Origin of the sequence: Pseudochrobactrum sp. sp1633, from assembly GCF_030376605.1 — a bacterium.
In the GTDB taxonomy this organism is placed as follows: Bacteria; Pseudomonadota; Alphaproteobacteria; order Rhizobiales; family Rhizobiaceae; genus Pseudochrobactrum.
Genome location: NZ_JARRAE010000012.1, coordinates 41,735 through 56,173, shown reverse-complemented (window position 1 = coordinate 56,173; position 14,439 = coordinate 41,735). Strand labels below are relative to the sequence as shown.

Here is a 14,439-nt window from a genome sequence, read left to right as displayed (position 1 = left end):
CATGGCTTTTCACACCACAAGGCCCTTGCGGTTCGGCGATTGTGATCCTTCGGGCATCGCTTATTTTCCGTCTTATCTGAATATTCTGATCGGGGTTCTGGAAGACTTCTTCGCCTCAATCGGAGCCGACTGGAAAAGCCTCAATCATGACCGGCAGATCGCAACACCAACCGTGCGGCTTGATCTGACTTTTGTAAAACCCGGCTTCCATGCCGACCTGCTGGACTTCACACTGAAAGTCACTGCGGTTGGCGGCAGTTCGCTGTCGCTCGACCATGAAGTGCGCGCCAATGGCGATCTGTTATGGACGGCGAAACACAAGCTCGTCGCCACCTCAAGCACAACTCATAAAGCCCGCGCATGGCCCGATGATATCCGCGCCGCGCTTCTCAATCATCTGGAGACAGTTCATGCATAAGATTTTACAGCCGGATAACTGGGTTGCCCCGATCGGCTATTCCAACGGCATCTCGGCACGCGGACGCACCATTTTTATCGGCGGGCAAATCGGCTGGAATGAACAATGTGAATTCGAAACCGATGATTTTGTTGAACAGGTTCACCAGACCCTGAAAAACATCGTCGCCATTCTCGCTGTCGATGGTGCGGGGCCGGAACATATTACCAGCATGACCTGGTATTTCACCGACAAGCAGGAATACAAAGCCAATATGCGCGGTCTTGGTCAGGCCTATCGCGATGTTATCGGCAAGCATTTTCCGGCAATGGCGGCAATGCAGGTGGCAGGGCTGATTGAAGATCGTGCCAAGATCGAGATTCAGGCCACAGCAGTTGTGCCAGACTAAAGTAATTGCCTGAGTAAGCGACTGAAAATCCGGACAGGACATATAATGCACAGCCCTTCTGACACGCCGCAGCCGATCAGTTTTTCATCTGCCGTTACCGGCATGGTGCAGGATGGTGTGTTGCATCTCACTCTAGCAAACCCGCCGGTGAATGCGATTTCAGCCGCCATCCGCGAAGGGCTGATGCAGGCGCTGGGTTTGGCAGAGAACTCTACCGAGATCCGTGTCCTTACTCTGCGCGGTGCAGGCAAATTCTTTGCTGCCGGTGCTGATATCAAAGAGTTTGATCTGCCGCCGAGCGAGCCGACACTGCCACAGGTGACAGCGCGGATTGAAGCATCCGCTAAGCCGGTGATTGCCGCCATTAACGGTGCAGCCCTTGGTGGCGGTTGCGAGATTATTCTCGCCTGCCATTACCGGCTGGCTGTTGAGAAAGCCAAGTTCGGTCTGCCGGAAGTAAAACTCGGACTTGTGCCGGGTGCGGGCGGCACCCAGCGTCTGCCACGCCTAACCGGCCTTGCTACTGCAATCGACATGATCGCATCGGGTAAAACCATTTCCGCACAGGAAGCGCTGCAGAATGGCCTGATTGATGAAATCACAACAGCTGAGAACCTGACTGATGCCGCACAAAAGGCAGCGCAACACCATATGGGCACAGAACCGCGCCGCACGCTGGCTTTGTCTGTTCAGCCTGCAAACAATGAACAAATAATCGCAAAAATTCTTGCCAAAGCGCGCGGGCGTCTCGCCCCTTCCGAGGCCGTGCGTCTGGTATCGCTGGCAGCCACACTCCCTGCCCAACAGGCTTTAGCCGAAGAACGCGCCACATTTCTGCGCCTTCGTGAAAGCGATGAAGCTAAAGCCTTGCGGCATGTGTTTTTCGCCGAACGCGAAGCCGGAAAGCATGATCTGCCTGCCGGAACCGTGCCACGGCCGGTTGCTACAATCGGCATTGCCGGCACCGGTATGATGGGCTCGGCAATTGCGGTTGCTGCCCTTGCCGCTGGCTATCAGCTTATCGGCTATGAGCCGACACAGGAAGCGGCAGATGCCGGTCTTGCCCGCATCACAGCACTGCTGAACAAGCAGCTTCAGTCCGGCCGCCTCAGTGAACAGGCGCTAGAACAGCAGCGCGCCAATTGCACAGTCAGTGTTGATCTCAACGCGCTTGCCGGTGCTGATCTGGTGATTGAAGCGGTGTTTGATGATTTTGAGGTTAAATCAGAACTGTTTCGCCGTCTGTCCGGCGTTTTGCGTGACGATGCTATTGTTGCCACCAATACCAGCTATCTCAATCCTGATGAATTAGCACAACAGATCAGCAATCCGTCGCGGGTTATCGGCATGCATTTCTTCTCACCGGCGCATATTATGCGCCTGCTGGAAGTGGTCAATTGTGCAAAAACAGCGCCGGATGTACTGGCGACCACGCTTGAGGTTGCCAAAAAACTCAACAAGCTGGCCATTGTCTGCGGCGTTTGCGAGGGCTTTATCGGCAACCGGATTTTCTCCGCCTATCGCCGTGAGGCCGAGTTCATGCTTGAGCAAGGTGCGTGGCCGCATGAGATTGATGCAGCGCTGGAGCATTACGGTTTTGCTCTCGGACTGTTTGCGGTTTACGATATGGCAGGACTGGAGATTGCCTGGGCAAAGCGCAAGCGTCAGGCGGCAACGCGCAACCCTGATGAGCCCTATTGCAGCATTCCCGACCGTCTTTGCGAGGCAGGCCGGTTCGGACAAAAAAGCGGTAAAGGCTGGTATATTTACAGTGATGGCAAGCGGCAAACCGATCCGGATGTCACCGCGATTATCGAAGCGGCACGGCTTGAGAAAAACATTACGCCGCGCTCCTTCACGCAGGATGAAATCATCCGCCAGCTTTTGAAAGTCATGGCTGATGAGGGCGCGCAACTCTTGCGTGAGGGCATTGCAGCGCGCGGCAGCGATATCGACCTGGTGCTGATTAACGGCTATGGCTTTCCCGCGCATAAAGGCGGGCCGATGTTTGCTGCACAAAACCATAAGGAACACTAATATGAGCGAAGCCTATATTATCGGTGGTGTGCGCACGCCAATCGGCCGTTATGGCGGCGCACTCTCATCGGTGCGGCCTGATGATATGGCAGCGCATACTATCCGTGAGGCGCTGGCACGTTTCCCGTCTTTGAGCGCAGAGATGATTGATGAAGTGGTGTTCGGCTGCGCCAATCAGGCTGGTGAGGACAACCGCAATGTCGCGCGCATGGCAGTCTTGCTTTCCGGCCTTGGCGAAACAGTTCCTGCAACAACGCTCAACCGTCTTTGCGGCTCTGGTCTTGATGCTGTGGGTTATGCTGCGCGCGCCGTTAAACTCGGTGAGGCCGATATTATCATCGCCGGTGGTGTTGAGAGCATGTCGCGTGCGCCATTCGTGATGCCCAAAGCCGATGCCGCGTTTCAGCGGCAAAATGCAGTCTATGACACCACAATAGGCTGGCGCTTTATCAATCCGCAGCTCGACAAAAATTACGGCAGTGAATCCATGCCGGAAACCGCAGAAAATCTCAGCGCTGATTATAGTATCAGCCGCGCAGATCAGGATGCATTCGCATTACGCAGCCAGCAACGCGCAGCAACAGCCATGCAAAGCGGGCGTCTGGCGCAGGAAATTGCACCCTATACAATTGCAGGGCGCAAAGGCACCAGCACGATTGTTGCTCAGGATGAGCAGCCACGCGAAACCTCATTGGAAAAACTGGCCGCGCTTGATACGCCGTTTCGCCGTGGGGGCACGATCACCGCAGGCAATGCCTCAAGCGTGAATGACGGTGCGGCGGCGGTTATTATCGCGTCCAAACAAGCGGTTGAGCGCTACGACCTGACACCGCTGGCGCGGATCAGCGGCATGGCAACCGCAGGTGTTGCACCGCGTATTATGGGCATCGGCCCAGTGCCTGCCACACAAAAACTGCTGCACCGTCATGGCCTTACCATGGCCGATATCGGTCTGGTTGAGCTGAATGAGGCTTTTGCCGCGCAGGCTCTGGTCTGTATGCGCCAGCTCGGACTGGATGATGATGCAGCGCATGTCAATCCGAATGGCGGCGCAATTGCACTTGGTCATCCGTTGGGCATGTCCGGTGCAAGGCTGGCTTTGACCGCTGCCATTGAGTTGCAGGCACGAGGTATAAATCACGCCTTGGCAACCATGTGCGTGGGTGTCGGTCAGGGCATATCCATGCTGCTCAGCCAGCCTTAAACAGCAGGTTTGCGCGGCGCGTTACCATGAATAAGGTCACGCGCCGCATAAATACCGCCGGTAATTTCGATTGCAAGGCGGTCGCTGTCGCGGCGGCGGACATCCTCCATCACGCGCACGCGCTCATCCTCCTCAACATCAAGGATTTCCAGCGCTTTTTCGCCAAGAGCCAGTGCGGATTCAAATGTCTCACGGATCTGATACTCCACACCCGCATGGATCAGCTCGATGGCATGCTCACGGTCGAATGCCCGCGCCAGCACCGGAACCAGTGGAAACTCCGCCTTCACGATCTCCGCAATTTTCAGACTGGCCTCGCGGTCGTCAATACCGACAATAATCAACCGTGCATGATGCGCTCCGGCAGCATGGAGAATATCAAGACGCGAGCCATCACCGAAATAGATCTTGAAGCCGAAGTCCCGCGCATCGCGAATGGCGTCTGTATCCGTTTCGATAATCGAAATTGAACAGCTATTGCCAAGCAAAGGCTGGCTGACAATCTGACCAAAACGCCCGAAACCTATCAGCAGCACACTTGCCGACAGGTTTTCCGCCGCCTCAACCCCGTCCATTGTCGGTTCCGGTTTTGGCATCAGCCGGTCATAAAGAATGATCATCACCGGCGTGAGTGCCATAGAAACGATGATCGTCGCCGTCAGGATCGCATTGGCGCTTGTATCAATAATATTGACAGAAGCCGCAGCAGCATTGAGCACGAAAGCAAATTCGCCACCCTGCGCCATCAACACGGCACGCTCCATCGCCTCACGATTGCCCGCGCGAAACAGACGGGCAATGACATAAATGCCGATCATCTTCAGCAACATATAAGCGATGACCGCGATAATAATAAGCTGCCAGTTTGCGGCAATCACCGCAAAATCGAGCGACATGCCGACACCAAGGAAAAACAAGCCAAGCAGAATACCGCGAAAAGGTTCGATATCAGCTTCCAGTTGATGGCGGAAAGAGGATTCCGAGAGCAGCACGCCCGCGAGAAATGCCCCCATCGCCATCGACAACCCGCCGAGCTGCATAACAAGTGCAGCCCCCAGCACCACAAAGAGAGCGGCCGCTGTCATAACCTCACGCGCCCTCGCCTTGCCGAGAATGCGAAACAGCGGATCAAGCAGGTAGCGTCCGGCGAGGATCAGACCGGCAATCGAGGCAAGACCAATTGCAATACCGGTCAGGCGGTCACTAAGCGTGGCTTCTTCACCGCCCGGCGCCAGAAAGACCACAAGAGCCAGCAGCGGCACAATAGCAAGATCTTCAAGCAGGAGAATTGCAACAATGCGGCGGCCTTTCGGCAGCCCCATAGCATGACGCTCTTCCAGCATCTGCATCACAATGGCGGTGGAGGTCAGCACAAAGCCTGTGCCTGCAACAAAGCTCTGCGGAACCGAGTAACCAAGCGCAAGACCGACACAGGTCAAAAGAGCGATACACACCGTAACCTGCGCCAGACCAAGCCCGAAAATCTCGCCGCGCATAGACCATAGCCTCGAGGGCTGCATTTCCAGACCGATGATAAAAAGAAACATCACCACGCCCAGCTCGGCAACATGCAAGATAGCCTGCGGGTTTGAGAACAGCCCCAGACCGAACGGCCCGATGAACAATCCGGCAGCAAGATAACCAAGCACCGAACCAAGCCCTATACGCTTGAAAAGCGGAACAGCGATGACGGCAGTGCCCAGCAGAATGACAATAGGAACCAAATCAAAACCGCCATGTTGAACGGCTTCAGCGGCATGGGTTGCGGTTTCGGTTCCTGCCATCGCTCAACTCCTTGCCAGTGTCACTGATCGAAGTGTAGCTAAAATAAGCATTGATGCATAGACCGGTATCTGCGCCCTAAAACAGCGCCCGCAAAGATGATTATCGCACTATTGAAAAGCCGGTATGAGTGCCCTCTTTGCTGGGCGAGGCTCCGGCTTCCACCTTGTCAGGCCTATGCCTTCCGGCGGGATATCGGCACTGCCAAGCTTATATATTTCATATTACTGCAATTCAAATATTTAATATAAATACAGAAAAAAGATAAACTTCTCATAATAAGATAAGTGTTTTACAAGAACTCCACTTGATAAATATTTATTCTTTTTCGGGGAAGAATATGAATAAGCCAATTCAATTAAAATCCCTGCAGCAAGGCCGCGGTTTAGCAGCCATAGCAGTTGTGGCTTTTCACCTGTCGCTTTTACTCGGAAGCCCTCGTTATCTGAATGATGCTGTGTTGCTGAATTTCACGCATCGCGGCAATTTAGGCGTGGATTTTTTCTTCGTTTTGTCTGGTTTCATCATCGTTTTCGCACATCACAACGATATTAATCAGCCAGATCGTGCCCGGGACTATTTAATCAAACGCTTCATCCGGCTCTTTCCGGTATATTGGCTCTACACTGCGATTTTTTGTATTCTGGTCGCCTTGGGCTTTGGCAGCGCCAGTATTGTCCCTGAGAGCTTCAGCAACTGGATATCAACACTATTCCTGATCCGACTCGATAGTTTTGAGCTGCCGATCACGCCTGCATGGACACTGATCCATGAGCTGGCTTTCTATCTGATTTTTGCCACGCTCATTCTAAACCGCACCCTCGGGATAATAGTGATGTTCGTGTGGTTATTAGCGGGCGGTATTGTTTTTCAGTATCCTGAGGAAGGTGCCCGACTGCCTCTGACAACCTATTTTTCGCCTCTGAATTTTAACTTTCTTATCGGCATGGCCGCTTTCTATGCTTTGAAGCATTCGCAGAATATCAATCTGAAACCGGCATTCCCTTTCGGTCTGGCGCTCTTCATTCTCATCTACTTCCTTGAGAGCAAGCGGCTGACCTACAATTATCTTCAGCTGGCTTATGCTGCCAGCTTCGGGTTCATCATTGTTGGCGCTGCGGCCTATGAAAGAGCTGGTTTTCCGGCGTCGCGCTTTAAACTGCTCAGCCTGATCGGCGATGCGTCCTATACGATCTATCTCACGCATTTAGCCTTTCTGGGGCTGATTGCAAAGATCGTCATCAAGCTCTCTGGCTTTGTCGCGGTAAACTCTTTGGTTGTGTATTTCGTCACATTTTGCATAACAATTTTATGCGGTTGCCTTTTATACGTGTTTGTCGAGCGCCCTTTATTGCGCCTCTGCAGAAAGTATCTTTTAAAAACCAAGGGAAATCCCCCGCTTGTAGAACAAGCTGCATAAAGCACGCTGGAATATTGAAAAAGAAGATCGCATCGGCGGTTTGACCGCTTTGGTCATGCCGATGCCACTGTTGCATATCCTACAGATCAGGCATGAGTTGCAGCCCTCTGATTTTAAGGGTGCGGGTCTGGGACACGCAACGCGGCTAAATTGCGCCCGTTCTGATGCAGAGTTAGCGAAGTCGTTTTACCGTCACGGACACTAAAGCTGATCTGCGCATCCACCTCGCGCACAAAGAATTTGGTTTCGCTTTCCGGATACACGGCAAATCGTTGCTGGCCGGTAAGCTGGATAAAAAGCTGTCCCTGTTCTGCTGTGACAGTCATAAATGTCATCAGACCCAACTGGTAAATGCCGGTATAGTTTTGCAAAAGAGCCGGATCAATCCGGGCAACCATGCGGGGCTTTGGCTGTTGAACCAGTTGCTGTTCTTTATCCAGCAGATGCGCGCCGATATCTTCTATGCCTGATGTGGAAATCCGGTTGGCCAGAATGATAACGCCATTGCCGTTTTCCCTGTCGATGCCGGCAAAGCTGTTAAAGCCGCCGGTCTTGCCGTTATGCCAGACAATCGTACGCTTTGCGAGTTTCGAGATGAAAGGGCCAAGACCAACCCGTTTGGTGCCGTCACCGGCAGAGCGGGTACGCTCAAGCAACAGGTTGAAAGCGGGTGTTAGTGGAGTCTCCATCTGACCCGAGGCTGCGGTCATAAATTTGGTGAGATCGCTTGCAGACGTGATCAGCGCCCCTGCCGGTGCAAAGACATCAAAGTCCCAGTGACTGACCGGTGCACCGCTCAGATCGTGGCCGGTTGCCATATCCGGACGCACTGTACCGGTTAATGCAAGGCTTGTCTGTTGCATGCCAAGCGGATCAAGTATCACTTCCTGCAGCATCTGTGCATAAGACCGGCCATCAACATGGGTAATAGCCAGCGCCAGCAGCGCCGTGCCCGCGATTGAATATTCGAAAGTTTGCCCGATCGGGCGGGTAATGCGAACACCCGCCAGCCAATCCAAAAATGCCTGACGTCCATAGCCTGTATACGGATTTTTTAACCCCGCTGCCATCAGATCATCCGGTAGTCCTGACAAGCCCGAACTGTGTGTCGACAGATCAAAAGCGGTTATTGCCCTGCCCTCAAAGTCGGGCAGAATTGTACCGGCGGGAAGATAGTTGGTAATCGGCGCATCGAGATCAATACGCCCGTCGAGAACAAGCTGTGCCAACAGCAGGTTGGTAAATATCTTGGTAATCGAGCCCGCTTCAAACAGCGTATATTCATCGACCGGCCGAAGGTCATCTCGTCCAAAATAACCATGAGAGGTGAACCGTGCCTTACCATTCTCAACCACAGCGACAACGATACCAGTGCCAGCCTGATCACGGTCAATACGGTCGGTTAAAATCTGGGTGATGTCCGCATCCGAAGGAAGAGTCACCTCCTGACCATAGACCGGCGTCAGCATGAATAAAGCAGCCATGAAAGTAGAGAAAGCAAGTTTCATCAGTCTCTCCGTTATGATGCGGAAACTGGCCGCATCAAAGATGCGGCAGAGTATCATTTATGAATGCTATTTATACAGTCTGTCCTGCTCGCTTCAGCTGAAGCAAAGCCTGAAATGCCGGATCATCTGTCAGCGTCTGAAGAGCCCAGAACCCCTCCAGCCATTCGGCCTCACCTTCCCAGCCCCCCTCGATCAGAAGACGAACATTCTCAAGAGCCTTTTCACGCTCACCGGCAAGCGCCCGCGCTCCGGCTGCATGAAAACGGCTCCAGTTGATATGTTCGCCGGCCTTCTCAAAATGAACCGCCAGTTCCAAACAATCGTCAGAACTGAGATCGCCAATATTTTCGGCCGGCAGACTGCAACTATAAGCCGTGTGCCTGTCCAGTTCGACAAGTCCTATGGCCTTGCCGATTGCCAGCGAACCTTTGTTTGAGACATGCGTATGCCATTCAACAGCATGATGGCCGCGCCTGATGCACTCGGCAATTGTAGCGGAAACAACCGCATGCCCAAGCCCCATACGCCGGAATCCGGCATCTGTTCCCACACCGACTTCACATCGGGAACCACTGACACTATCCGTTACGCTGTGGCTGACGATCTTGCCCTCATGCAGGACACAAAAGCCAACTGCGGATTCAAAGAAAGTATCTTCTGAACCCCATCCCTCAACATTGTCAATTAGCACATCCAGACTATCAGGATTGCGATCAAACAAGGCACGGTCAATCGGCACAAGTTCAAACTGCGCAGATGGCAGGCGTGGTGCAGGCAAGGCAGTACCGGACACATATCCCATCCGAATGCGCGGATGCGGAATGGCAAAGCTGTTGTTCCAGATCTTGGAGAGATGCGGAACCCAGCAGTCTTCCACAAAGAGATAAGCCCAGTCGGGAATAATGTCTTTGACACTTTTCAAGGTCGGGGCTGCGGCATCCGGAGTACCTGCCAGAAAATACGTATCGCCATTAACGACAATGACAACCGCAGGATTGACCGGATCATCGACCCATATTTCTCCGTCAATCATACCGTCGAGAACAGCGACGACGGCAAGATGGACAGAAGATAGTTCAGCTAAAACAGCGTGAGCGACCGCATAGGTCTTTTGCTCGATTTTTCTCATATAAAAGCGATCCTGAAGGTGCAGCGCTGCGCGCCTGCACCATGAATGTTACCAGACGGAACAGATCATATGTTCCGCACAAATCCGGCTTACGCCCGCCGGCACATGGCACAGAAACAACTGTCATTCTGGAACCTCGCTTTTGCGTTTCATGCACTGCAATAAAAGTGCAGACCAGTCAGATACTGCCGGATCAGAGGCGGAACAAGCGGTTTTTGGCCGCTTGCCCGAACCTTGATACAGCCCTGACCGGAGACGGATCACACGAGAATATTGCGGAACTGCCACGGGTCTTTGGTGTCGAGTTCTTCCTGAAAGAGATGGCTGCGACCTTCCAGCGGTGTCCAGTCGGTATAATAACCTTTGACCGGCCCCAGATATTGCATCTGCACGTCCAGGCAGCGGCGATAATCCATCTCGTCAGTCTCAACAATGCCCCTTTCAGGGTTTTCCAGTGCCCAGACCATGCCTGCCAGCACTGCGGAAGAAACCTGCAATCCGGTCGCATTCTGATAAGGGGCAAGAGCACGCGCCTCCGCAACTGTCAGCTGCGAGCCATACCAATATGCATTCTTATCGTGACCGTAGAGCAAAACCCCTAGCTCATCGGAGCCGTCAATAATTTCATCTTCTCCGAGCACATGCTGTACCGGCTGCGCCTTGCCGCTGGCACCAAACATCTCGTCCAGTGAAAGCAGGGCAACATTGCTCGGGTGATAGGCGTAGTGGCAGGTCAGGCGGTAGTCGAGTTTACCCTTCTTGTCGCGCAGCGTGAAAAAGTCTGCAATGGAAATCGCCTCATTATGCGTCACCAGCAGGCCATATTGCGCGCCAAGGGTCGGGCACCACGTGCGGATGCGGGTATTACCGCCCGGTTGCTCAAGAAAAATGGCTGCTTTACTGCCTTTCTTCTGTTTGCGGGCGTTTTTCGGTTTCCATTTTTCATGGCTGCCCCAGCCGAGTTCTGCCGGTTGCAACCCTTCCGAGATAAAGCCCTCGACTGACCACGTATTCCAGAACGCATTAAAAGGCTTGGGCTCTTTAGCGCGCTGTGTATCGCGCTCGGCAATATGAATGCCTTTGACACCGGCCTTCTTCATCAGTTTTGCCCAACCGGAACGGTCATCTGCTGCCGGTTCGGTGAAGTCGATTTTCAACTCTGTCGCGAGATCAATCAGGGCTTTTTTGACAAACCACGACACCATGCCGGGATTGGCACCGCAGCAGGAAACGGCGGTGGTTCCGCCCGGATTTTTGCGCTTCTCAGCGCGTATCGTTTCACGTAGGGCATAATTGGTGCGGGAGGCATTATCCGCCTGCTCATCAAAGTAAAAGCCGGGCCAGGGTTCGGTGACCGTATCAATATAAAGCGCGCCATGTTCACGGCTGAAACGCATCAGTTCAAGCGAGCTGGTATCAATAGAAAGATTGACGACAAAAGGCTGGCCTTTGGCACCCTTCAAAAGCGGCTCGAGCACCTGCCTGTAATTCTCTTTCGTAATCGCCTCTTGTATGTAGCGGATGCCTTTATCATCAAGAATTTTACGGTTGATATCGCTCGGATCGATCACGGTCATCTGCGCTTTATCGAATTTGAAATGACGCTCAATCAGCGGCAAGGTACCGCGCCCGATAGATCCGAAACCGATCATGATGACAGGGCCGGTTATCTCGCCATAGACTTGCCATTTCGCTTTCGCCATTTTTGCCTCTCTGACCGTAAGTATAAAAACCTGTATTTGAAGAGCAACGAGCCTGTTTTAATCAGACTATCGCTTCATAATAACGATAAACACCCTGTAATGCATTAATATTACAAAACATGATTACCTGCCTGCCATGTAGAGTCAGAGCCCACCCCGAAAAATATGAAACAGCTTTCAAACAAAATATGTTTATAAACAAAGAGTTATAACAGCTTCAACGGGTCAATATTAACCGGAGCCGCTCTGGTGCTGTTCAGCGCCTGAGCAACCCGCGATTGCGGCGAGCGGCCAAGATATTTGCTGATCCAGACTGCGCAATCCACCAGTTGCTTCAGGTCAATACCGGTTTCCACACCTGTCCGGTTAAACAGCCAGACAAGATCTTCTGTCGCCACATTGCCGGTAGCGCCTGCGGCATAGGGGCAGCCACCCAGCCCTGCGACCGAGGCATCAAAAGTTCTTATGCCCAAGGCATAGGCAGCCACGACATTGGCCACGGCCATGCCATAGGTATCGTGAAAATGTCCGGCCAGTGTCTCAACGGGAACCTGCGCACCGACACTTTCAATCAGCCGCTTCACACCATCGGGCACACCGACACCAATCGTGTCGCCCAGGCTGATTTCATAACAGCCCATATCGAACATCTCTTTGGAGATTTGCGCGACCCGTCGCGGATCGATCTCTCCTTCATAGGGACAGCCCAATACGCACGAGACATAGCCGCGTATTTTTAGTCCCAATTTCAGTGCTTGCTCTGTGACCGGCACGAAACGCTCCAGCGATTGCGCGATACTGGCATTGATATTCTTCCGGCTGAAAGTCTCTGAAGCCGCAGCAAAAACGGCAACCTCCTTTGCGTCTGCGGCCACCGCCGCCTCAAAGCCTTGCAGATTAGGCGTGAGCACCGAATAGGAAACACCGGCATGGGTTTTCAGCCCCTGCATAACCGCCGACTGATCTGCCATTTGCGGTATCCATTTGGGCGATACGAAAGACGTCACCTCAATATTGCGCAAACCGGCCGCGACCAGACGCTCGATCAGTTCAAGCTTGATGCTTGTATCAATGATCTGCTTTTCATTTTGCAGACCATCGCGCGGGCCGACTTCAACAATTTTGACACGCTCTCCCATTGTGATCTCCCGTCAGCTTACGCTGTTCTGCTTTCCTAAAGTCCCGGTTCTTGCATCATCTGGTCGCGAATAATGTATTTTTGTATCTTACCTGTCACCGTCATCGGAAACTGATCAACGAATTTGACGTGATGCGGGATTTTATAATGGGCGATCTGCCCCTCACAGAAGGCGCGGACATCCTCCGCTGTCAGTTCGGCATCTGCGCGCAAAATAATCCATGCACAGACTACCTCGCCATATTTATGATCGGGAACACCCACGATCTGCACATCCCTGATTGCAGGATGGCGAAACAGAAATTCCTCAACCTCGCGGGGATAAATGTTCTCGCCGCCGCGGATAATAATATCCTTTATCCGCCCGACAATATTGCAATAGCCCTCAGCATCAATGGTGGCGAGGTCGCCGGTGTGCATCCAGCCATCCTGATCCACGGCCTCATCAGTCTGGCGCTGATCGTCCCAATAGCCATGCATAACGAGATAACCGCGCGTACAGAGTTCGCCCGACACACCACGCGGCACAATTGTCCCGCTGCTATCAATGATCTTCACTTCGCAATGCGGCTGAACCCTGCCAACCGTTGAAACACGGCGCTCAAGACTGTCATCGACACTGCTTTGAAACGATACCGGCGATGTCTCTGTCATACCATAGGCGATTGTGATCTGCTTCATATGCAGATGCTCGATCACCCGCTTCATCACCTCAACCGGACAGGGACTGCCCGCCATAATACCGGTACGCAGGCTTGAGACATCAAATGTTGCAAAGTCAGGATGATCGAGGATACCGATAAACATGGTCGGCACACCATATAGAGCGCAGCAATGCTCATTCTGCACGGCCTTCAGCACAGCCAGCGGTTCAAAAGACTCTGCCGGATAGACCATCGTCGCGCCATGTGTGAGACAGCCGAGATTACCCATCACCATCCCGAAACAATGATAAAGCGGTACGGGAATGCACAGCCTGTCACCGCTTTGCAGGCGGATTGCATCGCCGACAAAGCGTCCATTATTGAGAATATTGCGATGTGTGAGTGTCGCCCCTTTCGGTGAGCCGGTTGTGCCTGAGGTAAATTGAATATTGATGGGGTCATTCGCATTCAGACCCGCACCAATCTGCTGCAATGCGTCCAGTTCTGCCACTTCCGGCGCAACAAGCAGATCGTCGAAGTTGATCAGGCCGGATGTCTTATCCGTGCCAAGGCGTATAACCCATCGCAATTGCGGGAAACGCTCAATCCGCAGATTATACGGGTCTGAAACAGGGATTTCCGGCGCTAATTCGCAGAGCATCGCGATATAATCGCTGCTTTTAAAACGAGGAGACAGGATAATCGCCCTGCATGCCACCTTGCTGATTGCAAAAGCAAGCTCGGTCAGGCGATAAGCCGGATTGATATTAACGAGGATCAGACCCGCTTTTGCTGTGGCAAACTGTGTCAAAACCCATTCGGCATTATTGGGTGACAGGATCGCAACCCGATCCCCTTTTGTCAGGCCAAGGCGCAATAAACCGCAGGCCAGAGCATCCACTTTTTGACGGAGCTCGGCATAGGTCAGCCGTATATTCTGATGCACTGAGATCAGGGCATCAACATGCGGATATCGCAAACAAGTTTCATCGAAAAACTGACCGATCGTGGCTTCTATCAGCGGATATTCCGTCGCGCCTTTCACCAAGCTCAGCTTTTCTGTCACTT

Annotated in this window: 11 protein-coding genes; 5 read left to right on the top strand and 6 right to left on the bottom strand. The window is 52.9% G+C overall.

Annotated features, from left to right (window positions below):
• Window position 1 precedes the first annotated feature (1 nt).
• The 4 genes from P8H26_RS13545 to pcaF are packed head-to-tail and all read left to right on the top strand — an operon-like array spanning window position 2 to window position 4,047.
• Window positions 2–418 carry a thioesterase family protein gene (locus P8H26_RS13545; RefSeq protein ID WP_121993216.1) on the top strand — a complete coding sequence of 139 codons (417 nt, stop codon included), beginning with the start codon at window positions 2–4 and terminating at the stop codon, window positions 416–418.
• A complete protein-coding gene (locus P8H26_RS13540; RefSeq protein ID WP_022709570.1) occupies window positions 411–806 on the top strand; it encodes a RidA family protein in 396 nt (131 codons plus the stop codon). Before P8H26_RS13545 ends, P8H26_RS13540 begins: the two co-directional genes overlap by 8 nt.
• Before the next feature lie 45 nt (window positions 807–851).
• Entirely contained in the window at window positions 852–2,843 is a 1,992-nt protein-coding gene (locus P8H26_RS13535) for a 3-hydroxyacyl-CoA dehydrogenase NAD-binding domain-containing protein (protein WP_289633636.1), read from the top strand.
• Between the two features lies 1 nt (window position 2,844).
• On the top strand, window positions 2,845–4,047 hold the full coding sequence (gene pcaF, locus P8H26_RS13530; protein ID WP_289633635.1) for a 3-oxoadipyl-CoA thiolase: 1,203 nt from the start codon (window positions 2,845–2,847) through the stop codon (window positions 4,045–4,047).
• On the opposite strand, the gene P8H26_RS13525 is transcribed toward pcaF, so the two are convergent.
• Window positions 4,044–5,831, bottom strand: coding sequence for a monovalent cation:proton antiporter-2 (CPA2) family protein (locus P8H26_RS13525; protein WP_289633634.1), 1,788 nt, complete (start codon window positions 5,829–5,831; stop codon window positions 4,044–4,046). The two genes, pcaF and P8H26_RS13525, sit on opposite strands and share 4 nt — an antisense overlap.
• Before the next feature lie 338 nt (window positions 5,832–6,169).
• Between P8H26_RS13525 and P8H26_RS13520 the strand changes: the two genes are divergently transcribed.
• Window positions 6,170–7,249, top strand: coding sequence for an acyltransferase (locus P8H26_RS13520; protein ID WP_289633633.1), 1,080 nt, complete (start codon window positions 6,170–6,172; stop codon window positions 7,247–7,249).
• Window positions 7,250–7,362: 113 nt separating this feature from the next.
• Here P8H26_RS13520 and P8H26_RS13515 read toward each other — a convergent pair whose 3' ends face one another.
• The 5 genes from P8H26_RS13515 to P8H26_RS13495 all read right to left on the bottom strand — a co-directional run bounded on the left by P8H26_RS13515 (window position 7,363) and on the right by P8H26_RS13495 (window position 14,437).
• Window positions 7,363–8,757, bottom strand: coding sequence for a serine hydrolase (locus P8H26_RS13515; RefSeq protein WP_289633632.1), 1,395 nt, complete (start codon window positions 8,755–8,757; stop codon window positions 7,363–7,365).
• A gap of 70 nt (window positions 8,758–8,827) precedes the next feature.
• Window positions 8,828–9,886 carry a GNAT family N-acetyltransferase gene (locus P8H26_RS13510; protein ID WP_289633631.1) on the bottom strand — a complete coding sequence of 353 codons (1,059 nt, stop codon included), beginning with the start codon at window positions 9,884–9,886 and terminating at the stop codon, window positions 8,828–8,830.
• 260 nt (window positions 9,887–10,146) lie between these two features.
• Window positions 10,147–11,589, bottom strand: coding sequence for a homospermidine synthase (locus tag P8H26_RS13505; RefSeq protein WP_289633630.1), 1,443 nt, complete (start codon window positions 11,587–11,589; stop codon window positions 10,147–10,149).
• Between the two features lie 206 nt (window positions 11,590–11,795).
• Window positions 11,796–12,728: a hydroxymethylglutaryl-CoA lyase gene (locus tag P8H26_RS13500; RefSeq protein ID WP_289633629.1), complete on the bottom strand. Its 933-nt coding sequence runs from the start codon at window positions 12,726–12,728 to the stop codon at window positions 11,796–11,798.
• Between the two features lie 35 nt (window positions 12,729–12,763).
• Window positions 12,764–14,437: an AMP-binding protein gene (locus tag P8H26_RS13495; protein ID WP_374708301.1), complete on the bottom strand. Its 1,674-nt coding sequence runs from the start codon at window positions 14,435–14,437 to the stop codon at window positions 12,764–12,766.
• Window positions 14,438–14,439 lie beyond the last annotated feature (2 nt).

Excerpts from the sequence above, each read along its gene's own strand:
- P8H26_RS13505 (WP_289633630.1), bottom strand. The coding sequence starts at position 11,589 with ATGGCGAAAGCGAAATGGCAAGTCTATGGCGAGATAACCGGCCCTGTC.
- pcaF (WP_289633635.1), top strand. The coding sequence starts at position 2,845 with ATGAGCGAAGCCTATATTATCGGTGGTGTGCGCACGCCAATCGGCCGT.
- P8H26_RS13540 (WP_022709570.1), top strand. The coding sequence starts at position 411 with ATGCATAAGATTTTACAGCCGGATAACTGGGTTGCCCCGATCGGCTAT.
- P8H26_RS13515 (WP_289633632.1), bottom strand. The coding sequence starts at position 8,757 with ATGAAACTTGCTTTCTCTACTTTCATGGCTGCTTTATTCATGCTGACG.
- P8H26_RS13500 (WP_289633629.1), bottom strand. The coding sequence starts at position 12,728 with ATGGGAGAGCGTGTCAAAATTGTTGAAGTCGGCCCGCGCGATGGTCTG.
- P8H26_RS13510 (WP_289633631.1), bottom strand. The coding sequence starts at position 9,886 with ATGAGAAAAATCGAGCAAAAGACCTATGCGGTCGCTCACGCTGTTTTA.
- P8H26_RS13520 (WP_289633633.1), top strand. The coding sequence starts at position 6,170 with ATGAATAAGCCAATTCAATTAAAATCCCTGCAGCAAGGCCGCGGTTTA.
- P8H26_RS13525 (WP_289633634.1), bottom strand. The coding sequence starts at position 5,831 with ATGGCAGGAACCGAAACCGCAACCCATGCCGCTGAAGCCGTTCAACAT.
- P8H26_RS13535 (WP_289633636.1), top strand. The coding sequence starts at position 852 with ATGCACAGCCCTTCTGACACGCCGCAGCCGATCAGTTTTTCATCTGCC.
- P8H26_RS13545 (WP_121993216.1), top strand. The coding sequence starts at position 2 with ATGGCTTTTCACACCACAAGGCCCTTGCGGTTCGGCGATTGTGATCCT.